We start from the raw sequence: 21,596 nt of genomic DNA, 5'->3' as shown, positions 1-21,596 counted from the left end.
GGTCGTAGTCGTGAGTGCGGGGCAGCCTGCATCTTCGCTGCGGCCATATGTTCGCGGCGCCTCGATATGAACTGCGTTCTTCAGGGTGGCGGTTTGAGACCGGTAGGGCAGCGCTGGAACGCGGCGGGGCGCACCGGCCCTCCGCATTCCATCCTTAACGCCACTCAATCCGCCGCCACGCCGCGCCTCTCGGGGCTCCTCAATGCCGTCGTCTTGACGAACTTCCCAACGGGAAGAGCAAGCCGGCATGTCCAATGTCCTCCGAGTCCAATGGACGATTACGCCCCAGATAGCCCCGCGACCCTGGCTGACCTGCAATCGATGCGGCGGCGCGAGAGCGTTCCGCAGCAGCGACAAAATCAGGATCAACGCCAATGGCAAGCGCGTCGACGCCTGGCTGATCTACAAATGCGTGGACTGCGAGAATAGCTGGAACCGTCCGCTGTTCGAGCGTCGACATATCCGCGATATCGACCCCGCGTTTTTGCAAGCGCTTCAGACGAACGATCCGGATTGGGCGCGCCGCGCGGCTTTCGACGTTGAAGACCTCAAGCGCAGGTCGGAGCGGGTGGAAGAGTTCGCCGCCGTCGACGTGCGCAAGCTGGCGCTGTCCGAGGGTTCGGAGCCGCTCGAAAGAATAGAGATCGCGTTGGCCGTTCCCATGCCAACCTGCCTGCGGGTCGATCGTCTGTTGGCGAGCGAGTTCCGAATGTCTCGCGTACGGGTTCAAGAGCTGCAGGCCAATGGACGTCTTGCAATATCCCCGCAAGGCGCGCGAATGCTGCGGCGGCCGGTCAGGGACCGGATGGGCGTCAGCATCGAGATTTTGCCGAAAGACGACGATGTCGATTTCGTAAGGTCGGCTCGCGGCCCATAGCGTGAGAGGAGCGGACGGCTCAATGCGGACACAAATTTCCACTAAACAGTTCGGCGTTGATTCGCAGTTCAATGCGGACGCGTCAGGGGGATCGCAGGGAGGAACCGATGGCCAATATTGCGTGGCACGCTTATTATTTTGACAGCTTGGAGAATTCGTCGCCGCCCGTGCGGACGGAGATCATTGAATCCGAAAGCGAGGACGACGCGGCGAAAGTCGCGACGGGCCATATGGGCCGCTGCAAGCGGTTCGATATCGCGCCCCTCGTATGGGAGCCGCGGCAAAGCCGCATCATCCTGGCGCACGACAGCCTAGCCGAAGGATCCGCGTCGCAACGAGGTTCGCTGTCGCCGCTGTGGGCGTGAGAGAACGGTCTATTCTGGCGAGATCGGGTGCGCGTCAACCGGACGCGGCGGTATAGGGAACAAGGTGGTTTTTCCGGTTTCTCACCTTGACCATCGAATGGGTAGTCGAGCGCTTGTCCCGCCCGCCCCGATCGCGCCAGATTGTTCCGCGCCCTCGCGCGGCGGTTCAATCGTCGCCGCTCCCTAGCGCCCTCAAAGGCTCTCCACATTGCCGTCGACGCCGATCGACTGCCCCGACATGTTACGCCCCGCGTCCGAGACCAGGAACAGCACGGTCGCCGCGACGTCCTGCGCTGACGTCATGCGGCGCAGCGAGATGCGGTCGACATAGGTTTTCTCCATCTCTTGATAGGCGACGCCGACTTGTTTGGCGCGCGCCTCGATGACGCCGGTCATGCGCGGCCCCTCGATGATGCCGGGCAGGATCGCATTGACGCGGATATTGGCGGGGCCGAGTTCCTTGGCCAGACTCTGGGTGAAGCCGATGACGCCCCATTTGGCGGCGGAATAGGGCGTGCGGAGCGCATAGCCAAAACGCCCGGCGGCCGACGAGAGATTGACGATCGCGCCGCCGCCCGCCGCCTTCAGCATCGGAACGGCGTGATGGGCGCAGAGGAACTGGCCCGTCAGGCAGATGTCGATCGTGCGCCGCCAGTCGGCCGGCTTTATGTCCTCGACGCCGCCGGTCGGGCCAGCGATCCCCGCATTATTGATCAGCACGTCGAGCCCGCCAAGATTGGCGCGCACGTCCGCGAACAAGCGCGCGACATCGGCCTCCGAAGAGACGTCCGCCTTGCTGCGCCCGGCGTCCGGCCAGGCCTTGGCGAAATCGCCAAGGAATTCCTCCGACACGTCGCAGATATGGACCCGCGCGCCATGAGCGAGCAGAAGATCGGCGATCGCGCGCCCGATGCCCGAAGCGCCGGCTGTGACGAGGACGCGCATTCCCGGCGGAAGCGCGAAAGTGTTGGGCGGTTGCGGCATGGGGCTCCCTCGATTCCTCGCGATTTTCGAGTCGCGTCGTCGCCCATCGTATAGGAACTCGCCGGCCAATGAAATTTGACGCCGGCGGCGCCCATTTCCGTTTGCCGCGAAATTGCTTTACGAGGCGGCGTCCTTAAATCTTGCGAGACCTTCTCATGAATACCGCGCCGCGACCCTTCGACGACATACGCGCGCTGATCAAAGCCATGCCGGGCCCCGATGAGGCTGCGGCCGCCGCAGTGCGGGCGCGCGAGGCCGAGCTGACCAAGCCGGCCGGTTCGCTGGGACGGCTGGAGACGATCGTCGAATGGCTCGCCGCCTGGCAGGGCGCGCCGCGCCCGCATATCGATCAGCCGCTGGTCGCGGTCTTCGCCGGCAATCATGGCGTCGTCGCGCAAGGCGTTTCGCCGTTTCCCCAATCGGTGACGCAGGCGATGGTCGCCAATTTCGCTTCCGGCGGCGCAGCGATCAATCAGATCTGCAAGACCTTCGATCTCAGTCTCAAAGTATTCGAACTCGCGCTGGAAGTGCCGACCGGCGATATCACGCAAGGCCCCGCGCTCGACGAAAAAGCCTGCGCGGCGACGATGGCCTTCGGCATGGAGGCGCTGGCTTCAGGCGCCGACCTCCTGTGCCTTGGCGAAATGGGCATCGGCAACACCACGGTGGCGGCCGCCATCTATCATGCGCTCTGGGGCGGCAAGCCAGAAGATTGGGTCGGGCGCGGCACGGGCGTCGACGACGAAGGCCTGAAGCGCAAGGCGGGCGCGGTGGCGGCCGCGGTCGCGCTGCATCGCGAACATCTCGGCGATCCGCTGGAGGTTTTGCGCCGCGTCGGCGGGCGCGAGATCGCGGCGATCGCGGGGGCGATCCTGGCCGCGCGCATTCAGCGCACGCCCGTGCTGCTCGACGGCTTCGTCGTCTGCGCGAGCGCGGCGATCCTGCAGGCGCTCGACCCTTCCGCGCTCGACCATTGCATGGCCGCGCATGTGTCGGCCGAAAGCGCGCATGCCGAAGTCCTGCGCCGCCTCGGCAAACCGCCGATCCTTGATCTGGGCATGCGGCTTGGCGAAGGCTCAGGCGCGGCGCTGGCGGTCGGCATCGTCAAAGGCGCGCTCGCCTGCCATATCGGGATGGCGACCTTCGCGGAAGCGGGCGTGGCGGGGAAAGAGGGGTGAACGCGTGCCGGTCGTTTTCCGTCACAAAGGCTTTCGTTTTCTCTTTTACGCAAATGAAGGCGACCCGCGCGAGCCTGTGCATATTCACGTGCTGAAGGACGGAATAGAAGCCAAATTTTGGCTGTCTCCCGAGGTGATTGTCGCCTATAATGATGGCTTCAACGCTTAGACTTTGCGTGAACTGCTCGAACTCGTCACGCATCGGAGAAGCTTTATTTTGAGGGCCTGGGATGAGTTCTTTGGTGAGAGCTAACAGTGTCCGTTTCGATGAGGACAGCTTCTGGGTCGAGTTGTCGGACGGTCGTACGCTCGGCGTTCCGCTGGCGTGGTTTCCGCGCCTGTTGCGCGGCTCGTCGGCGCAGCGCGAGCAGGTCTCTATCAGCGCGCGTGGCCTGCACTGGGAAGATCTGGACGAGGACATCTCCATCGAAGGGCTGCTGGCGGGGCGAGGCGATCAGACACGCCCACGGCCAAAGGCCGGGGTTGCTTGACGCTCGATCTTGGCATGCGGCTGGGCGAAGGTTCGGGCGCGGCGCAGGCGGTCGGAATTGTTGAGGGCGCGCTCGCCCATCATGTCGGTTCCTCCTTTGGAGCGTATCATGGCTGATCCAAACGCGGCATTCGTCGGATCGATCCCTCACGCCTACGATGCGTATCTCGGCCCGCTTCTGTTCCACGAATTCGCCGACGACCTGGCGGCGCGCGTCCCCGTCGCGCCTAGCGCGCGCGTGCTCGAGACGGCTTGCGGCACCGGCATCCTCACCGAACGCCTGCTCAGGCGGCTGGGCGGCCAGGGTGCAATCGTCGCGACCGACCTCAACGAGGCGATGTTCGCTCACGCGCAGCGGCGCGGCGTCGCCGGTCTCGGGCTGGAATGGCGGCAGGCGGACGGGACCAATTTGCCATTCGACGACGCGTCGTTCGATGCTGTTGTCTGCCAGTTCGGCTTGATGTTCTTTCCTGACAAAGCCGCGGGCGTGCGCGAGGCTTTTCGCGTGCTGAAGCCGGGCGGCCGCTATCTCTTCAACGTCTGGGACGCGATCGACGCCAACCCGGTCCCGAAAATCGCCTTCGAAGCGAGCGTTCAATATTTTCCCGAGAGCCCGCCGCAATTCATGCGCGTTCCCTTCAGCCTGCATGACCCCGCGCCGATACGGGCCTGGCTGGCCGACGCCGGATTTCAGAATATCGAATCGCGCACGCTGTCAAAGGTCGGCGCAAGTCCGTCCGCCGCGGAGGCCGCGATTGGCCTCGTCGAAGGCAGCCCGCTTTACACCGAGATCATGAACCGCCGCCCCGAAGCGCTTGCCGATATCAAGGCGATGGTCGCAGCCAATATCGCCGCGGGCTTTGGCGACCATCCGGTGCGCTGTCCGCTGCGCGCGCACGTCTTCTCCGCGCAGCGCCCATAATCTGCGAGGCCTTGCGCAAGATCAATCGTGCTTGCGGGTCGCGAGCAGCGCCGGCTGGAACAGCAGCGCGGCCGAGAGCGTCGTCACAAGCGCGAGCGCCATCAGCTTGCCCATGCTCGACGTGCCGGGGTGGTGCGAGAACCACAGGCTGCCGAAGGCCGTCGCGGTCGCCAAAGCGCTGAAGAAGACGGCGCGCGTCAGGCTCAATTGCAGGAAATTGGTTTCGCCGGCGCGCCACGCCATCACGTAATAGATTTTGAACGCGACGCCCACCCCGAGCAGCAGGGGCAGCGCGATGATATTGGCGAAATTGAGCGGCAGGTCGATCAGCACGCATATTTCGAGGGTTGCGACGATCGCCACCATCAGCGGGATCAGGGTCAGCGCCACATCGGTCAGCCGCCGCAGCACCAGGAACAGCAGAAGCGCGATCGAGACGATCGACCACAGGCCCGCCTGCCAGAAAGCCCTGACGATCGTCTTGGCCGCCTCAAGGATGAAGATCGGGCTGCCCGTCGCCTCCGGCGCGACTTTGAGGACCGCGTCGGCGAATTGACGCATCGTCTTATTGTCGTTCGAGTCGCCTTTCGGCGCGACCTCGATGCGCGCGCGCCCGTCGCTCGCCACCCAATCCTGGACCAGCGAGGGCGGCAGGCTCTCGATCGAGGCGGGCGCCGCGTTCAGCAAGCTGCGGACCTGGTCGAGCGTGACGACGAGCGGTTTGACGAGGGCGTCGCGAATAATCTGGCGCGCGCCGGGCGTCCCGTTGGCCAGGTTGGTCAGGAGGCGGCTCAGTCTGCGCGCATCGTCGGCCGTCTTGCCGCCGGCCTCGCCGATGGAATCAAGCAGGTCCCGCGCCGTCGCTTTGAGCGCCTCGATGTCCTCGGCGTCCGTCGGGGTGGGCGCGACCGATGGCGGATTGAGGGCGTCCTTCAACAGACTAGCCGTGTCCTTGATGATGGCGAGTTTTTCCGGCTGCTCGGTCGGCACGAAGCTTTGCAGGGTGCGCGTCTCGGCGACTTCCGGGACTTGCGACAGCTTGGCCGCCAGCGCCGTCGCCTTGGCCAGATCGGGCGTCAGCACGTCGATCGAGTTGGGGCTGGCGTGCGGGTCCTTCATCAGGTCCAGTAGGGTCGATACGGATTCCGTGCTGGCGCTGCGCAGATTCAAGGGATTGAAGTCGAACCGCAAATTGAAAAGAAGCGGCGCGCCAAGCAGCGTGACGCCCAGCGTCCCGCCGATGATCCAGAAGCGCCAGCGCGTCAGGAAGCGGTCGAGGGGAGCCAGCGCGGCAAAGCCGATCGGATCGGGCTCGCCTTTCGGCTTCAGCGCGGCGATCAGGGCGGGCAACAGGGTGACGCTGGTCGCGAAGGCGATCAGCATGCCCGTTCCGGCGATAAGCCCGAGCTCCGATAGCCCGCGATACGCCGTCGGCAGGAAGGAATAGAAGCCGGCGGCCGTCGAAGCCGCCGCGAGCAGCAGAGGACCGCTGACGCCTGCGCCTGTGTTGCGCAGCGCCGCGCCGATGTTGGCTTCGCTGTGGCGCGCGTCGCGATAGCGCACGGTGAACTGAATGCCAAAATCAACGCCCAGCCCGACGAACAGGACCGCGAAAGCGACCGAGATCAGGTTCAGCGTCCCGACCATCCAGAGGCCGACTGCCGCGGTGATGGCGAGCCCGGCGACCAGATTGGCGAGAACCGCGACGATGAGGCGCGGCTGCTTCAGCGCGAGCCAAAGGATCAGGATGACGATGAGCGCCGTCGCCACGCCGTTGACGGCGGCGCCGTCGGCGACAGTCGCGAATTCCTCATCCGAAAGCGCGACCGGACCCGTCAGGCGCACCTTCACGCCGTGTTCGGGCGTCAGCGAAAGCGCTTTGGCGGCGTCGCGAATGGCCTTGGCGGCGCGCCCGCCCGGTTGCAGATCGCCAAAGTCGAGCTTGGGCTGGAAATAGACGAATTGGCGCAGATCGGCGGGTTCAGGCGCCCGGCCGGCGATCAGCCTGCGCCACGAAAATGCCGGATCGCGCCCGGCGGCCGACCGTTCAAGCGCGTCCGCGATCAGCGCGATCGGTTGCGAAAAGTCCTCAAGCCTACCTTGCCTGAGGCGCACCCCCTGCAGCCCCTGCGATAAAACGCCCATGATTCCGCGCAGGCTCGGATCGGCGGCAAGACCGGTCAGGAAGAACTGCGCGCGGAGGAATTCGTCGCAATTGCGCCGGACCTCCGCCAATGTCCCGAACAGAAGCCCCTCTTGCGCGAAAAAGGGCTCGCCGCCGGGCTGGCGCACGGTGTGAAAGAGATCGGTGCGTGGGGCGAGGCGTTCGCTCAGCGCGCCGGCGGCCGCCGCGGCGGCTTCAGGCGTCGCCGCGTCGACGACCGCGACGATCAGGTCCGTGCGCCCCGGAAACGCACGGTCCAGCACGATTTCCTGTTGCCGCCAAGGCAGCGATTCCGACAAGAGCTTGCTGCTGTCGGTGGTGATCGCGAAATTCTGAACAAGATAGAAAGCCGAGACGCAGGCGAGCGGCAGGAACGCGCCGATGACGGCCCAGCAGTTTCGGCCGCAAAACACGACGATCCGTGCGATCGTTGCGACAATCATCACGTATCCGTCATCTTGCGGGCCGCCTGCTTCCGGAACGAGCCATATGGAATAGCGCCGCGCGTCCGGTCAAGGTCGAGCCCGTCGGGCAAAGCGCGCCGACGCCCCTGCCGCCACGCGAGCACGCAAGATTGATCTCCGACAGGCGATGCATCGTGGCGGCGGCAACGCGGACAGGCTAGCCTGTTTTGCCTGATCTGGCGCTCGCGGAATGGCGCTATCGAATATTCCAAGGGAAAATACCGATGATGTTCAGAACCGCTTTCCTGACAGGATGTCTCCTGGCCATCGGTCCGGCTTTCGCCGCTGAACCCGTGCGCATCGGCGTCACGACCATTCTCAGCGGACCTCTCGCCGATCGCGGACAAAGCGAACAATATGGCGTCGAACTCGCTCTTCAGCGCATCAACCAGGCGGGCGGCGTGCTCGGCCGTCCGGTGGAGGCCGTCTACGGCGACAATGCCGCCGATATCCCCGCGGGGATCGCCGCGACGAAAAGGCTGATCGAGGAGCAGCATGCGCCGGTGCTGCTGGGCGCCCTGGCGACGCCGGTCACGCATGCGATCATGCCCATAGTGCAAGAGGCGAAAGTTCCCCTCGTTATCGATATTTCGGCGGGCCAGGATTTCGTCGATGCGTCCGGCGTCGGCGGCAATGACTATGTCTTCAAGACGATCCCGTCTGATCTCGATATCGCGACCGACATGATGGATTGGCTGAAGGGGCAGGGCGTTCATAGCGTCGCGATCGTCGCCGACGATAACGACTTCAACAAGACCAATGCCGCGAGCATGGAGAAGGCGGCCGCGGCCGCCGGTTTGAAAATCCTCGCCAATGAAACGATCGCCAAGGGGACGACCGATCTTGCGCCGCTGCTCGCGCGCTTCAAGGCGCTGGCGCCGGATCGGATCGTCACTGTGCTGGGTGTTTCCACCGCGGCGTTCTTTCACGCCTATGAACACGCCGGCTGGAGCGTGCCGGTTACCGGACGCATCGACTTTGCGACGGCGATCGGCGCGGTGTCGCCGCAGTTCCTCGCCAAAGGCGGCCTCGACAGCGCCGCGGGCGTCACGGTGTTCACCCCTTTCCTTGAGACGCCGGGCGTTCAGGATTTCGTTCACGCCTATCGCGCCAAATATGGGCTGACGCCGACCCAGCGGTCGTTCTTCGCCTATGAGGCGACCTATCTTGTGGTCGACGCCATCCGCCGCGCGAATTCAGACAGGCCAGGGGACATTCAGCAGGCGCTGAAATCATCCAAAATGCCGTCTCTTCTTGGCGGGACTTATGCGATGGACGACCACAATCATCCCCACACGCCGATGCAGATCGTCGGCGTGCGCGAGGGGAAGATCAGCGTGATCGCGCAAGTGGGCGGCTGACGCGCGCGGCAAGGCCCGTGCTTGCTCGCGTATCGCGCAGGGGCGCCGCGCATTCGGGCTTGCCGGGGCCGCGAGCATGAGAATAAGCTTCATCGGGGCTTTGCAAATTCGTCACAGTGGGACGGCCCTGCCCGGGGAGGCGCTGCTATGAACAATGTCCGGTGGCTCGCAATTCTGCCTTTTCTGGGCATGCTGATCGGCACGGCCTTCGTCAACAATGTCGAGCCTCTGGTCTTTGGAATGCCCTTCGTGCTGGCCTGGATCGTCGGCTGGGTCGTGCTCAGCTCGGTCATCATGGCGATCGTCTATGCCTGCGATCCGGCCAATGCGAAGGCGGACGAAAGCGATGAGAGGGCGGACCGATGAACAGCGCGCTCGTCATCATCTTCCTCGTCGCGGCCTTCTCGCTTGGCCTCGGCCTCCTGGCGCGAAGCGGCAAGCAGATGACGCTGGAGCAATGGACGGTCGGGGGGCGCGGCTTTGGCGCCCTGCTCGTCTTCCTGCTCACCGCGGGCGAGATCTATACGACCTTCACCTTTCTGGGCGGCAGCGGCTATGCCTATGGCAAAGGCGCCTCGGCCTATTACATCCTCGCTTATGGCACGCTCGCCTACGTCCTCTCCTATTGGCTGCTCCCGCCCATCTGGCGCTACGCCAAGCAGGAGCGCCTCGTCTCGCAATCGCATTTCTTCGCGCGCAAATACGAAAGCCCTATGCTCGGCGTGCTCGTCGCGGCGGTTGGCGTGGTCGCGCTCGTTCCCTATCTCGAATTGCAATTCAAAGGGCTCGGCATCATCGTCTCCGTCGCCTCCTATGGTTCGATATCCTCGGATGTCGCGATCTGGATCGGCGCGGCGATCGTCACGATCTATGTGATCGTTTCGGGCGTACGCGGCACCGCCTGGAACGCGGCGGTGAAGGATTTCCTCATCCTCGCCATCGTGATCTTCCTGGGAATCTATCTGCCCTTTCACTATTACGGCGGCTATGGCGACATGTTCCGCGCCATCGATGCGGCCAAGCCCGGCCTCCTCGCTTTCAAGCCGCAGGGCGAGAGCGTCTTGTGGTTTCAGTCGACGGTGCTGCTCACTGCGCTCGGCTTTTATATGTGGCCGCACTCCTTTGGCGCCGCGCTCACCGCAAGAGAAGAGCGCACATTCCGCCGCAACGCGATCGTGCTGCCGGTCTATCAGCTCATCCTGCTGTTCGTGTTCTTCTGCGGCTTTGCGGCGATCCTCAAAATTCCCGGCCTGACGGGGCCGGACATCGATCTTTCGCTGTTTCGTCTCTCGATCCAGACTTTCGATCCTTGGTTCATCGGCGTGATCGGTGCGGCGGGCGTGCTCACCGCGCTGGTGCCGGGCTCGATGATCCTCATCGCGGCGTCGACGCTGATCGCCAACGACATTCTGCGCGGCCTGCGGCCGCAGACGAGCGACGAGACGGTGACGCTCGTAGCGCGCTGCCTTGCGCCCGTTGTCGCGCTCCTCGCCGTATGGCTCGCGCTGCTGGGCGGACAGACGATCGTCGCTTTGCTGTTGATGGGCTATTCCTTCGTCACGCAATTGTTCCCGGGGCTGCTCTGCAGCTTGATGCGCAACAATCCGGCGACCAAAGCGGGCGTCTCCGCGGGGATCATCGTCGGCGTCGCGACGGTCGCCGTGATCACGCTCACCCACAGCACGATCGTCGGCTTGCTGCCCTTCCTGCCGCTTGGGGTGAACGATATCCATATCGGCTTCATCGCGCTCGCGCTGAATGTGATCGTCACCGCCGCGGTAAGCGCGGCGACCGGCCCGGCCGCGGCGCCGGCGCTTGCCGGGCGCGCGTGACAGCGCGGTCGGTTGCTAGGCGCGGGGCAGGCCGGCGATGAAGGTTCGCCCGTCTCAGTCCGCCGGAGCGCGCGGCTCAAGAGACGCGTTGCGCAGCCATTTCGCATCGGTCTGAATGGGGTCGCGACACGACAGGCACCAGCCGTCGCCATGCAGCCAACAGCTCTCGTCTTCTTTGTGATCGTCGCGGCGCAGCGACATCACGCTCTCGCCCCTGTCGCGTTTGAGCGCCTCGGCCAACCGGCGGCTGGCTTCCGGGTCGCGCGCGCCTTGGAAATCGATAAATCCGACATCGCACAGGAAATGAGCGGCGAAGGCGTTCTGTGTCCGGCGCGTGACGAGCAGCATCCGGCCCGGTCCGCGCGTCGTCGTCATGGGAAACAGCAGCCTGCCGCCGACCGTGAGCGCGTTGATCCATGCGAGCGGCGGGTGCGTCGCGCCGGCGCTTGCGACGATTACATCAGCCGGCTCCAGCGAAGCGCTGGCGCCGTCGGCGCGGGCGACAGCAACTTGCGGCCAAGGGGCGAGCGCGACGCGCGCCCTTTCCGCGATCGCAGCATCGATCTCGATCGCTGCGACGCTTCCCTGCGGCCCGACGAGTTCGGCCATCAGCGCGGTATAATAACCCGTGCCGCAGCCCAGATGCACCACATGTTCGCCGGCGGCGAGGCCAAGCCTGTCGAACAGAAAGGCCCAAAGGCTGGGCTGGCCATTGTTGACGCCGCGCGCTTCGTCGAGCGCGACGAGCACGTCGTGATAAATGCTCCGCGGATCGGCGTCGCGCGTCGTCCAATATTCATCGAGGCCCCATGGGCTTTTGACCCGCCAAGGGCCCGGGCCTAGGAAGCGCTCGCGCGGGACGGTCGCGAACGCGGCTAAGAGAGCCTGAGAGCGCATGCGGGTGGTGAATCGCAGTTCTTCTGCATAGGATTGCCGGGCCGCTTCGATCGTTTCGCTCATGGCGGGTTCATACTATTCGATTGCGTCCCGGCGTAGGCGCAACGGCGATGACGGTGAATTGTATGATAAATTTTGTTCGCAAATTCACGCTAACGCGTGCAGGGCGCGGCGATCTACAGGACGCTCCTGAGTAAATACGCGCCAAAGGCGCGCGGCAGCATCTTGCGGCCTTGGCCGGTGACGGTCAGGACGCGGCTGGCGACGTTGCGCGCGAGCCATTGGCGCTCGATGCACATGCCGGCGATTTCCGCCCCGACGCGGCCCGCGATGTGCGGCCGCCGTTCGCTCCAGTCGAGACAGGAACGGCAGAAGACCCTCCGGCTCTTGACCGGCGCCGACAGATCGATGCCGAGGCCGGCGAAGAATTCGCGCCCGGAATCGGTTACCTCGCCCGCGTCGCCCTCAAAAACGATATGGCCGCAATCGATCAGCGCGTCGGCAATGCCGACGCCGATCCGGCCGGCGATATGGTCGTAACACATGCGCGCCGTCCGGAGTTCGTCGTCGGGCCTGGATTTGGCGCGATGGCGCGGCGGCGCATCGGCCGTCAGCGCCATGATCGCCTCCAGCGTCCGCGCCACCTGCTTTGACGCCAGGCGGTAATAGCGATGGCGCCCCTGTTTCTCGACCGCCAGCAGATTGGCGCCGAGCAGCTTGGCCAGATGCGAACTCGCCGTCTGCGGCGTCACATGGGCCGCGAGACTCAGCTCCAGCGCCGTCAGCGCGCGCCCGTCAATCAGCGCCGCCAGGATATTGGCCCGCGAAACGTCGCCGATGAGGTTGGCGATCTCCGCCATTTCAAGGGCGTTGCGTGACATCGCGGCCTCCTGTCGCGCGCTTGCCGGGGATGGCGCGCCCGCCTCCCGCCATTGAACATCAGACGTCGCGCCGGCCAAGGGGAAACTTCGCCCAAAGCTTCGACCGCGGTCGAAGCGAAGGCGTGGGACCAATGGCGGCTTGGCGCGTTATGGAATTGTGCGTTGGATCCAAAGGAGAGGCGCTCATGATGACCTTGTGCATTCGTTATACGCTCGACGCCAACAAGCTCGCTGATTTCGAGACCTATACGCGGACCTTGCAGCAGCCCATCGAGCGCTGTGGCGGCAAAGTCGCCGGCTATTACCTGCCGACCAAGGTCGCGGGGCCGACCAATATTGCGATGGGATTGATCGACTTTCCCGATCTGGCCGCGTACCAGGACTATCGCGAGAAGCTGCTGTCCGACGCCGACGCCGTCGAAAGTCTGCGCCACGCCGAGGCGGCTGGCTGCATTCTGAACGAAGACCGATCGTTCGTCCGGCGCGTCTCGTCATGACAAAACATGTGACGAGTTCTCCTTGCGCCGTCGGAGCGGCTGCCCAGCCCATTCGAGAGGCGGACCAGACGCAGCTTTCCGGAAAAACGCCTGACCGTTCGGCGCTCGCCCAATCGCTGACGCTGGCGGCGATGAGTCTGGGCTATGGAATAGTCCAGCTCGACGTCACCATCGTCAACACGGCGTTGAACAGCATCGGCGATGCGCTGGGCGGCGGCGTGTCCGAGCTTCAATGGGTCGTCAGCACTTATACGATCGCCTTCGCCGCGCTCATTTTGACGGCCGGCGCGCTGGGCGACCGCATCGGCGCGAAAAAGGTCTTTATGGCGGGCTTCGCCATCTTCACCGCCGCATCCCTCGCCTGCGCGTTGGCGCCGAATGCGGCGACGCTGATCGCCGCGCGGGCCGCGCAGGGCGTGGGCGCGGCGATCCTGGTGCCGAACTCGCTGGCGCTCCTGCATCATGCCTATTCCGACGCGAAGGAGCGGGGACGGGCGATTGGCATCTGGGCGGCCGGCGCCAGCCTTGCGTTGACGGCCGGCCCGCTCGCGGGCGGCGCGCTCATCGCTCTCATCGGCTGGCGCAGCATATTCCTGGTCAACCTGCCCATCGGCCTCGCCGGCCTCTGGCTGACGTGGCGCTACGCCAGCGAAACACCGCGATCGGCGAACCGCGAACTCGATCTTGCCGGACAAGCCGCGGCGATCGGCGCGCTGGCTTGTCTGGCGGGTGCGACGATCGAAGGCGGCGCCCTGGGCTGGAGCAATTCCTGGGTGCTCGCAGGCTTCGCCGGTTTCGCGATTCTCGCCGCGCTGTTCATATGCCAGGAATGGCGGGCGCGACAGCCGATGCTTCCGCTTTCGCTGTTCAGGCACAGAATGTTCGCGCTGACCTCGATCGTCGGTCTCGTGGTGAACGTCGCCTTTTATGGTCTCATCTTCGTGCTCAGCCTGTATTTCCAGCGCGTCAACGGCCTGTCGCCTTTCGCGACGGGTCTCGCCTTTCTCCCGATGATGGGCGCCGTGCTGCCGATGAATTTGCTGGCCGCCCGCGCCAGCGAGCGCCTCGGCGCGCCCGTCGTCATTGCTATCGGCGCGGCGGTCGCCGGCGCGGGCTGCATCGCGCTTCTTGGCGTCGCGCCTGGCGCGCCTTACTGGGCGATGGGCGCGCAGCTTCTGGCGATCGGCGCGGGCCTCGGGCTGCTGGTTCCCCCGCTCACCGCCACGCTGCTCGGCAGCGTCGAACAGGCGCGCTCGGGCGTCGCGGCGGGCGTTCTCAACGCCACGCGACAGACCGGCAGCGTCGTCGGCGTCGCTCTATTTGGATCGCTCGTCGGCCAGGCGAACGCGTTCATCCCCGGCGCCCGGGAAGCGCTCATCATCTCCGCGGCGCTGCTCATCGGCGCGGCGGCGATAATTGTCTTCGGCCGCGTCAATCCGAAGAAATAATTTCGTTGCGAGACTGTCGACGCGCCATCAACGGGCGCCGACGAGGGCGCGCTCGCGTTCGAGCCGGGCGGCCTCTTCCGCGGTCAGCTTTCTGGCGATGGCGACGGTTTCCTCGTCGGCGGGAAAGAGCATCTCCAAAGCAAGCTCGGACAGAGTGACATCGGTCGGCGTGCCGAAGATCGTCGTGGTGCTCAGGAACGAGACCACGCCCGCGCCCGTCGCGATCCGCAACGGCGTCGCATAGCGTTGCGGGCCTTCGCTAGACGCCGCCGCATCGCCCGTCGGCGCGGGATAGGCCATGATTTCGGCCAGCAGAGCCTGGGCGCCGGAATCGGCTCTCGCTTCGATTTGCTGACGCAGGACGGCGACGATGTGCGCGCGCCATTCGGCCAGATTGACGATCCGCGGCGCGAGGCCAAACGGATGCAGCATGAGACGGATGGCGTTGACCGGCCGGCGCAACAATTCGGGCGAGCAGTCGACATAGAGTTGCGGCAACGCGCTATTGGAGAGGACGATGTCCCAATGGCGGTCGACGGCGAAAGCCGGATAGGGTTTGTGCGCCTCGAGGATCTGTTCGATCGCCCGGTGCGCCGAAGTCAGTTCCGCCAGCGATCGTTCCGCAAAAGCCGGCGCGAAGCCGGCGGCTAGAAGCAGCGCATTGCGGTCGCGCAGCGGAATCTCCAGACGTTCGGCAAGGCGCATGACCATTTCGGCGCTCGGCTGCGCCCGCCCCGTCTCCAGACAACTCAGGTGGCGCGTCGAACTGTCGGCCGCGGCGGCAAGGTCCATCTGGGTCATCCGCCGGCGCTGCCGCCAACGGCGAAGAAGAACCCCGAACGGAAGCTGATGCGTATTCATGGGGGTAGACTAAAAGAAATTGAAGCCGCGCGCCATGACCTCCGAGGTCAAGCCAGATATGCGCCGGGGGATCGTTTCTTGACCTTGGAGGTCATCGACCAACGTCAGGCGTGCGGCCATGTTGCGGCGGAAGGCGCGATTGCCGCGCATGCCGTTTGCAAAAGGAGAGCATCATGAATGAAGCGCAGGAACTGGCGGACCGCTACACGGCTGTCTGGAACGAGACCGATCCGGATCGCCGCCGCGCCGCGATCGCTGAATTATGGGCGCCTGACGGCCGCCATTACGTCAATGCCCGCGAAGCGCGCGGCTATGACGCGCTGGAGAAGAGGATCATCGGCTCGCATGAGAAAAATGTCCGCGACGGCGGCTATCGATTCCGCGCCGTCGGCAACGCCCGGATGCTGCGCGACGCCGTCACCTTCAATTGGGAAATGATTCCCGCCGGCGGCGATGAAGTCGCGGCGGTCGGCCTTGAGTTTCTCATGGTCGACGCCGAGCGTCGCATTCTCGTCGACTACCAGTTCATCGTACAATAACGCGGAGGGCGACTCGCATGCGGGCGTACTATTTCGACAAGCTCGGCGCCGGAATCGACGGTCTGGCGCTGGGCGAGCGCCGCGATCCACGGCCCGGCCCGGGCGAGGCTCTCGTTAAAATCCGCGCCCGGTCGCTGAATTATCGCGACCTTCGGATTCTGACCGGGCTCTATCCGGTTCCAGGCCGCGTCGGCCTGGTCGCGCTGTCCGATGGCGCGGGCGAAGTTGTCGCGCTTGGCGAGGGCGTCAGCCGCGTCGCCATCGGCGACCGGGTCGCCGCGACCTATTTTCCGCAATGGATCGAGGGTCGTTTTTCTATGGCGATGGCGGCCGACCAGTTCGGCTGCACGCGCGACGGCGTGCTGGCGCAATTGCTGGCGGTGAGCGAGCGCGCCCTGATCAAGGTCCCTTCTCACCTGTCGTTCGAAGAGGCTGCGACTTTGCCTTGCGCCGCGCTCACCGCATGGTCCGCATTGCTCGGACCTCGGCCCATCTTGCCTCGCGAGACCGTTCTGACGATCGGCACGGGAGGCGTGGCGCTATTCGCGCTGCAATTCGCCAAATTGTTCGGCGCCCGCGTCGTCGCCATCACTTCGACGGACGCGAAGGCGGAAAGGCTGAGGCAATTGGGAGCGGACGAGGTGGTGAACTACCGGTCGAGTCCTGAGTGGCATCTTGTCGTGCGTGAACGCACCGGCGGACGGGGTGTCGACCATGTCGTCGAAACCGGCGGATTGGATACGATGCCACGCTCGATCGCGGCCGCCGCCGAAGAAGGCGTCGTCACGCTCGTCGCCGCTCTCGGACAGGGGAATATCGACGCGCGCACGTTCGCCAATCCGGTGATCGTCCGGCGCGTCTATGTCGGCAGCCGCACGCATTTCGAGGCGATGAACCAGGCGATCGCCGCGCACAAACTGCGGCCTGTCATCGACCGTACGTTCGGCTTTGACGAGGCCCGACGAGCCTACCAGCATTTCGAAGCGCGCGCCCACATTGGCAAGGTCGTCATCGCTGGCGATTGAAATCTCTTGCGCCTGTGGCGAGACCAAAGGTTTCGCTTTGAGGAACAAACTTAAAGGCGCGCGATCCGACCCTTCCGCCGGTTCGCGCGCCCAAGCTCTTATGCGCGCTAGGCCGTCGCCGTCGCCGGCGACATCACAGAGCGCAGCGCGTAATAGACCGCGCCCGCGATGCCCACCCCGAAGAACCAGCCGTAAACGCCCCACCACTCCGGCAGCAACGAGGTGAAGTTCGGCAGGATGCTGGAGAACAGAGCGCCAATCACCGCGGCGATAATGGCGGCCCAGTTCCAGCCGCCGGTGAAGCGATATTCGCCGTTCTCCTGATAGAGCGCGGGCACGTTCACCACGCCTTTGGCGATCAGATAATAATCCACCATCATCACGCCGAAGATCGGCCCCATCGTCGCGCCGATCGCCCCGACGAAAGACGCCGCATTGCCTTCCCAGGGCGCGAAGGGATAGAGGACCAGCGCGATCAACGCCGCGATATAGCCGCCCTTCTTGAAGTCGATATATCTCGGAAACACGTTGGAGAAGTCGAAGGCCGGCGAAACGAAATTGGCCACGACATTGATGCCCAGAGTCGCCACCGCGAAGGTCAGCGCGGCGAGCAAAGCGAGAAACCAGCTATCGAATTTGGCCGATATCTGATCGGGGTGCAGCAGCACTTCGCCATAGACCTGATAGGCGGCGATGGTGGTGACGCCCGCGACCAGCGAGAAAAGGATCAGATTGACCGGCAGGCCCCAGATATTGCCGGTTCTGACCGCCTTGGCGTCGGGCGCATAGCGGGAAAAGTCGCAGAAATTGAGATAGAGCGCGGCGAAATAGGTGATCCAGGTCGCCGAGACCGCCATGAGCGAGGCAAACGATCCGGGAATGCCGGGAACGCCCGCGTCCTTGGTCTTATCCAGCAGAACATCGGCCGGGATCGTGCTTGAGAATGACAGGCCGCCTGCCTTGACGACAAGGCCGATCGCCAGAATGAGCATCATCACCCAGACCGCCGGGCCGGCCCAGTCCTGGAACTTGCGCACCGTCTCCATGCCGCGCTGGATGATCAGCAATTGCAGCGCCCAGACGATGACGAAGCAGATCACCTCCAGGCCGGAATGGCCGAGCCAATGCGTCGATTGGTGAAATTCCCTAAAACTGTCGGAGCGGATCAGCAGCGCCACGATCGCGCCCGAAGCCGCACTGGTTTGCGCGCCGTACCAAAAGCACGCGACGATGGCGCGCACCAAAGCGGGGATATTGGCGCCCCAGATGCCGAATGAGGCGCGCGCCAGCACGGGATAGGGAACGCCGGTCTTGACGCCGGCATTGCCGACGAGACTCATCAGGAAAAATATGACGAGCGAGCCGATGCCGATGGCGATCACGAAATTGAGGAAACTGCCGCACAGCAGGAACAGGCTGGCGGCGAGATAATAGCCCCAAAGGCTGTGGACGTCGGACGTCCACACGTTGAAAATGCTGAATGGTCCCCAGTTGCGGACCGAGGCCGGCGCCAAGTCCTCATTGTATAGAGACGGCGAAGCGTTCGGAATATCCATGATCGTCCCCCCGATCGATTGCTTCTTGTATTTTTTTGTGACGATACGCCCAAAATTTAGGCACATCAATCGCGGGCATGCCCGCAACGGGCCGGACAGCGAGATTATCCCCAGCTTCGCAGCCTATGCGTCGAGGAGCGAAGCGGTGGAGCGGAATGCGGTGTCGATGCTGACGCCGCCGCCGAGGGCGCGCGAGACGCAGGCGCACATTTTCGCGTTCTGCGCATGCTCGCGCTCTGAGAAGAACACGTCGCGATGGTCGATCGTCCCCTCGCAGCCGAGCACGTCGACGGCGCACAGGCCGCACTCGCCGCGTTGGCAGTCGGACATGATGTCGACGCCGGCTCTTGCGAGGGCGGCGAGCATCGTCTCGGTTTCACCGACGCGCACTTCGAGGCCGGCGCGCGGTATTTTGACTGTAAAGGCCTCGGCGGCATAGCGGCCGCCGCTGGCGAAAGTTTCAAAGCGCAGGTCGGCGGCATGGCGGCCCGCCGCGCTCCAGGCGGCGCGCGCCGCCTGGAGCAGGCGCATCGGCCCGCAGAAATACAATTGGCCTTGCGGCGCCAGGCGCGCGATCTCAAGCGCCAGGTCGAGCGTCGCCCCCTCGCGCGAATAGCGCGGCTCGTAACGCGCCTGATGCGCGTCGCGAAGCTCTTGGACGAAGGCGGCCTCGGTGCGCGTCGGCGCGACATGGACGAAGCGATAGGCTTTGCCGGTGCGCGCGAGCGCCGCCGCCATGCCCATGAGCGGCGTGACGCCGATGCCGCCGGCGACAAGCAGATAATCCGTGCGGTCGAAATCCAGCGCGAAATGATTATGCGGCTCGGAAATCGTCAGCGGCGCGCCCGGCGGCAAGCGCCACATCGCTTGCGAACCGCCGCGGCTGGGTGCGCAGCGCTTGACGGCGATGCGATAGGCCTCAAGGCTTGAATCGACGATCGAATAGGAGCGGCTGTCGGCCTGGTCGTTGATGACGAGCGCGACATTGATATGAGAGCCCGGCGCGTTGGTGCGCGCGCCGCCCTCGGGAGCGATCTCGAAGAGGCGAATGTCCCGGGCGACATCGTGCGTGCGCAACAGCCTCGCCGGCGTCCAGTGGATAGCGGTCCGCACGGCGGCCTCTATCTCGCCCGGCGCTTGATGAGCGCCGAGCCGGCGACCAGATCGAACGCCGATTGGTTCTGGAATGCGAAACGCAGGTTACGCCGCGCGAGCCGCGCATGTTCGCGCGCGAGCGCGTCGGCGCGTTCGCCCTCGCGGTTTTCGATCGCCTCGACAAGACAGTGATGCTGATCTTGCGCAAGCGTGAGGATGAAGCGCGATTGCGGCAGGCGCGCCTGCGCGGCGACGAAGCCGGAGGGCGAGGCGAAGGGCAGCGCGCAGGCGCGATCGATCTGACGCATGAGCGCTGGGCTGTCGCTCAGCGCATGCAGCAGCGCATGAAAACGCGCGTTGAGCCGCACATAATCGGAGAAGCTCTCCTCGCTTCCTTCGGACAGGCCGGCCAGATCGTCGATCTCGGCAAGGCAATCCTTCAGTTCAGCGAGGCGTCCGCGCGAAGCGCCGCGTTCGGCGGCAAAACGAGCGGCCAGGCCTTCGAGCGCGCCGCGAATTTCGATCGCATCGTCGATGTCGCTTTCGGAAAAGGCGCGCACGGCGAAGCCCCCGGACGGGATCGCCTCGAGCAGCCCCTCCTCTTCGAGGCGCACGAGCGCCATACGCACCGGCGTGCGCGAGACACCAAGCCGCTCGACGACCGAGAGTTCCGACAGACGTTCGCCCTGGGGCAGGGCGCCCGATAGGATGAGGTCGCGCAACGCGAGCTGCGCCTTGACCGTGTGCGAGACCGCGCGTTCGTGATCGCCTTCGCCCGCCATCGCGATCACTCCGCCGCTTGGGCCTGGGCGCCGCGCGCCTCCGCGGCGATCATCCGCTCGATCAGGCGGCGCGCCCACATCGAGCCCGCGTCGATGTTGAGGTTGTAGAAGACGCGGTTCGGATTGGCTTCGACGCCGCGCTGCTGCGCTTCGAGAATGCGATGGTCCTCGCCGAAAATATGCGCGACGCCCTCGCGTAATTCATGGGTGCGGCGCTGCTCGTCGATCTTGTAGTTGCGCGCGAAGGCCCAGAAATAATGGCAGCTCTTGTCGGTTTCGGGCGTCATTGTGTTGAGTACGAAGCCATTGACGCCCTGCGCGCGGTCGCCCTGCGGCGCTCCGGTCCCGGCAGGGGCGACGCCCACATCGATCGCGATAGTGGCGGGCGCCTGGAAATTGATGATCTGCCAGCGGTCGACGAGGCCCGGCCTGCCGAGTTGCGCGCGCCAGAACGGCGGCGGCTCGATCCCTTCCATCCAACGCGTCACCTTGGCCCAACCCTCGCCATAGGTTGTCTCGAACGGCGCCTCGGCGACGGATTCGTCGCCGATTGATGAGCCATGCACGAAGGTCTCGTGCGTCAGGTCCATCAGATTGTCGACGACGAAACGATAGTCGCAGTGGACATGCATGAGCTTGCCGTCGCCGGCCCAGGCGGGATCGTCGTTCCAATGCAGATCGGGAATTTCAGTGGGATCGGCGAGCGCCGGATCGCCCGGCCAGAGCCAGACGAAGCGATGCTTCTCGACGAGAGGATAGGCGCGCACGCAGGCGGAGGGATTGATCGTCTCTTGCGAGGGCATGTGGGTGCAGCGGCCGAGCGCATTGAAAACCAAGCCGTGATAGCCGCACACGACCTCGTCGCCCTTGAGCCGGCCGAGCGAAAGCGGGGTCAGGCGATGCCAGCAGGCGTCGTCGAGCGCGGCCGGGGCGCCGTTCTGTTTGCGGTAGAGCACGACCTTCCGGTTGCAGATCGTGCGCGCGAGCAATTCCCGTTTGATCTCGTGGTCCCAGGCGGCGGCGTACCAGGCGTTGAGTGGAAAGGTCTGCTGGGCCGACATCTGAAACGTATCGGGCGCGGCGTCTCCCGGCATGAAACCCTCCCTATGATTACTGTATACATCGAGAATACATTATTTTTCGCGCTCGCGTCAACCGCGTCGTTGAGAGCCTGCCGATCGCCGGCGGTCGTTCGCTATTATTGAGGGAATCATGAGGTAATCCAGGATGAGCTGAGGGCGCGGCGCGCGACCGTAGCGGCGGCGGCCCGACACGCGCGTCTCAACTTCAGGATTTTGAGGTAAATGTATACAATCTAGCCGGTGCAATCCTGGCGGGCGCTATGAGCACCACGGAAAAGCCGAAGGTCAGGCGGATG

At 64.7% G+C, this 21,596-nt stretch carries 23 protein-coding genes; 14 read left to right on the top strand and 9 right to left on the bottom strand.

The features are described from left to right. Positions 1-247: 247 nt before the first annotated feature. Positions 248-877 (top strand): DUF1062 domain-containing protein, encoded by a 630-nt coding sequence (locus GSQ90_RS20545; protein ID WP_158816767.1) that lies wholly within the window; start codon positions 248-250, stop codon positions 875-877. Positions 878-984: 107 nt separating this feature from the next. Further along, positions 985-1,242, top strand: coding sequence for a hypothetical protein (locus GSQ90_RS20540; RefSeq protein WP_158816766.1), 258 nt, complete (start codon positions 985-987; stop codon positions 1,240-1,242). Positions 1,243-1,434: 192 nt separating this feature from the next. On the opposite strand, the gene GSQ90_RS20535 is transcribed toward GSQ90_RS20540, so the two are convergent. After that, entirely contained in the window at positions 1,435-2,226 is a 792-nt protein-coding gene (locus tag GSQ90_RS20535; protein WP_158816765.1) for an SDR family oxidoreductase, read from the bottom strand. Between the two features lie 155 nt (positions 2,227-2,381). On the opposite strand from GSQ90_RS20535, the gene cobT reads away from it, so the two are divergent. The 5 genes from cobT (at position 2,382) to GSQ90_RS20510 (ending at position 4,816) form a co-directional block, all read left to right on the top strand. Beyond that, entirely contained in the window at positions 2,382-3,404 is a 1,023-nt protein-coding gene (gene cobT / locus GSQ90_RS20530) for a nicotinate-nucleotide--dimethylbenzimidazole phosphoribosyltransferase (RefSeq protein ID WP_158816764.1), read from the top strand. Positions 3,405-3,408: 4 nt separating this feature from the next. Continuing rightward, positions 3,409-3,573: a DUF4160 domain-containing protein gene (locus GSQ90_RS20525; protein WP_174247512.1), complete on the top strand. Its 165-nt coding sequence runs from the start codon at positions 3,409-3,411 to the stop codon at positions 3,571-3,573. Between the two features lie 61 nt (positions 3,574-3,634). After that, positions 3,635-3,895, top strand: a complete 261-nt coding sequence (locus GSQ90_RS20520) for a DUF2442 domain-containing protein (RefSeq protein ID WP_158816763.1) — start codon at positions 3,635-3,637, stop codon at positions 3,893-3,895. Next, positions 3,892-4,011 (top strand): nicotinate-nucleotide--dimethylbenzimidazole phosphoribosyltransferase, encoded by a 120-nt coding sequence (locus GSQ90_RS20515; RefSeq protein ID WP_246731693.1) that lies wholly within the window; start codon positions 3,892-3,894, stop codon positions 4,009-4,011. The genes GSQ90_RS20520 and GSQ90_RS20515 overlap by 4 nt, the downstream gene beginning before the upstream one ends. Continuing rightward, positions 4,004-4,816, top strand: a complete 813-nt coding sequence (locus GSQ90_RS20510; RefSeq protein ID WP_158816762.1) for a class I SAM-dependent methyltransferase — start codon at positions 4,004-4,006, stop codon at positions 4,814-4,816. The genes GSQ90_RS20515 and GSQ90_RS20510 overlap by 8 nt, the downstream gene beginning before the upstream one ends. 21 nt (positions 4,817-4,837) lie before the next feature. On the opposite strand, the gene GSQ90_RS20505 is transcribed toward GSQ90_RS20510, so the two are convergent. Continuing rightward, a complete protein-coding gene (locus GSQ90_RS20505) occupies positions 4,838-7,423 on the bottom strand; it encodes an MMPL family transporter (protein WP_158816761.1) in 2,586 nt (861 codons plus the stop codon). 245 nt (positions 7,424-7,668) lie between these two features. On the opposite strand from GSQ90_RS20505, the gene GSQ90_RS20500 reads away from it, so the two are divergent. From GSQ90_RS20500 to GSQ90_RS20490, 3 genes are all read left to right on the top strand, one after another. Beyond that, positions 7,669-8,805 carry an ABC transporter substrate-binding protein gene (locus GSQ90_RS20500; RefSeq protein ID WP_158816760.1) on the top strand — a complete coding sequence of 379 codons (1,137 nt, stop codon included), beginning with the start codon at positions 7,669-7,671 and terminating at the stop codon, positions 8,803-8,805. Positions 8,806-8,952: 147 nt separating this feature from the next. Continuing rightward, positions 8,953-9,171 carry a DUF3311 domain-containing protein gene (locus GSQ90_RS20495; protein ID WP_158816759.1) on the top strand — a complete coding sequence of 73 codons (219 nt, stop codon included), beginning with the start codon at positions 8,953-8,955 and terminating at the stop codon, positions 9,169-9,171. Further along, entirely contained in the window at positions 9,168-10,637 is a 1,470-nt protein-coding gene (locus tag GSQ90_RS20490) for a sodium:solute symporter (RefSeq protein WP_158816758.1), read from the top strand. The genes GSQ90_RS20495 and GSQ90_RS20490 overlap by 4 nt, the downstream gene beginning before the upstream one ends. Positions 10,638-10,691: 54 nt before the next feature. Here the strand turns inward: GSQ90_RS20490 and GSQ90_RS20485 are convergent, their stop codons facing one another. Next, complete coding sequence (locus tag GSQ90_RS20485) at positions 10,692-11,597, bottom strand: protein-L-isoaspartate O-methyltransferase (RefSeq protein WP_158816757.1); 906 nt, start codon at positions 11,595-11,597, stop codon at positions 10,692-10,694. A gap of 113 nt (positions 11,598-11,710) precedes the next feature. Next, entirely contained in the window at positions 11,711-12,415 is a 705-nt protein-coding gene (locus GSQ90_RS20480) for a helix-turn-helix transcriptional regulator (RefSeq protein ID WP_158816756.1), read from the bottom strand. 185 nt (positions 12,416-12,600) lie between these two features. On the opposite strand from GSQ90_RS20480, the gene GSQ90_RS20475 reads away from it, so the two are divergent. Together GSQ90_RS20475 and GSQ90_RS20470 are read left to right on the top strand one after the other, a co-directional pair. After that, a complete protein-coding gene (locus GSQ90_RS20475) occupies positions 12,601-12,912 on the top strand; it encodes an NIPSNAP family protein (protein WP_158816755.1) in 312 nt (103 codons plus the stop codon). Next, entirely contained in the window at positions 12,909-14,360 is a 1,452-nt protein-coding gene (locus tag GSQ90_RS20470) for an MFS transporter (RefSeq protein WP_158816754.1), read from the top strand. Before GSQ90_RS20475 ends, GSQ90_RS20470 begins: the two co-directional genes overlap by 4 nt. 27 nt (positions 14,361-14,387) lie before the next feature. On the opposite strand, the gene GSQ90_RS20465 is transcribed toward GSQ90_RS20470, so the two are convergent. Beyond that, complete coding sequence (locus GSQ90_RS20465) at positions 14,388-15,221, bottom strand: helix-turn-helix domain-containing protein (RefSeq protein ID WP_158816753.1); 834 nt, start codon at positions 15,219-15,221, stop codon at positions 14,388-14,390. 173 nt (positions 15,222-15,394) lie between these two features. On the opposite strand from GSQ90_RS20465, the gene GSQ90_RS20460 reads away from it, so the two are divergent. Continuing rightward, a complete protein-coding gene (locus GSQ90_RS20460; RefSeq protein WP_158816752.1) occupies positions 15,395-15,760 on the top strand; it encodes a nuclear transport factor 2 family protein in 366 nt (121 codons plus the stop codon). 17 nt (positions 15,761-15,777) lie between these two features. Then, entirely contained in the window at positions 15,778-16,785 is a 1,008-nt protein-coding gene (locus GSQ90_RS20455) for an NAD(P)-dependent alcohol dehydrogenase (protein WP_158816751.1), read from the top strand. A 107-nt stretch (positions 16,786-16,892) separates the two neighbouring features. Here the strand turns inward: GSQ90_RS20455 and GSQ90_RS20450 are convergent, their stop codons facing one another. The 4 genes from GSQ90_RS20450 to GSQ90_RS20435 form a co-directional block, all read right to left on the bottom strand. Then, on the bottom strand, positions 16,893-18,341 hold the full coding sequence (locus GSQ90_RS20450; protein ID WP_158816750.1) for an NCS1 family nucleobase:cation symporter-1: 1,449 nt from the start codon (positions 18,339-18,341) through the stop codon (positions 16,893-16,895). Between the two features lie 123 nt (positions 18,342-18,464). After that, the gene (locus GSQ90_RS20445; RefSeq protein WP_158816749.1) at positions 18,465-19,454 is read right to left on the bottom strand and encodes a PDR/VanB family oxidoreductase; all 990 of its coding nucleotides are present in this window, start codon (positions 19,452-19,454) and stop codon (positions 18,465-18,467) included. A gap of 8 nt (positions 19,455-19,462) precedes the next feature. Continuing rightward, entirely contained in the window at positions 19,463-20,218 is a 756-nt protein-coding gene (locus tag GSQ90_RS20440) for a GntR family transcriptional regulator (protein ID WP_158816748.1), read from the bottom strand. Between the two features lie 5 nt (positions 20,219-20,223). Continuing rightward, on the bottom strand, positions 20,224-21,312 hold the full coding sequence (locus GSQ90_RS20435; RefSeq protein WP_371418417.1) for a Rieske 2Fe-2S domain-containing protein: 1,089 nt from the start codon (positions 21,310-21,312) through the stop codon (positions 20,224-20,226). Between the last annotated feature and the right edge of the window lie 284 nt (positions 21,313-21,596).

The sequence above is a fragment of the Methylocapsa sp. S129 genome (genome assembly GCF_009765995.1).
Lineage (GTDB): Bacteria > Pseudomonadota > Alphaproteobacteria > Rhizobiales > Beijerinckiaceae > Roseiarcus.
Note: the sequence above shows the minus strand (reverse complement) of the source record. Positions and strands in the feature narration are given on the sequence as shown.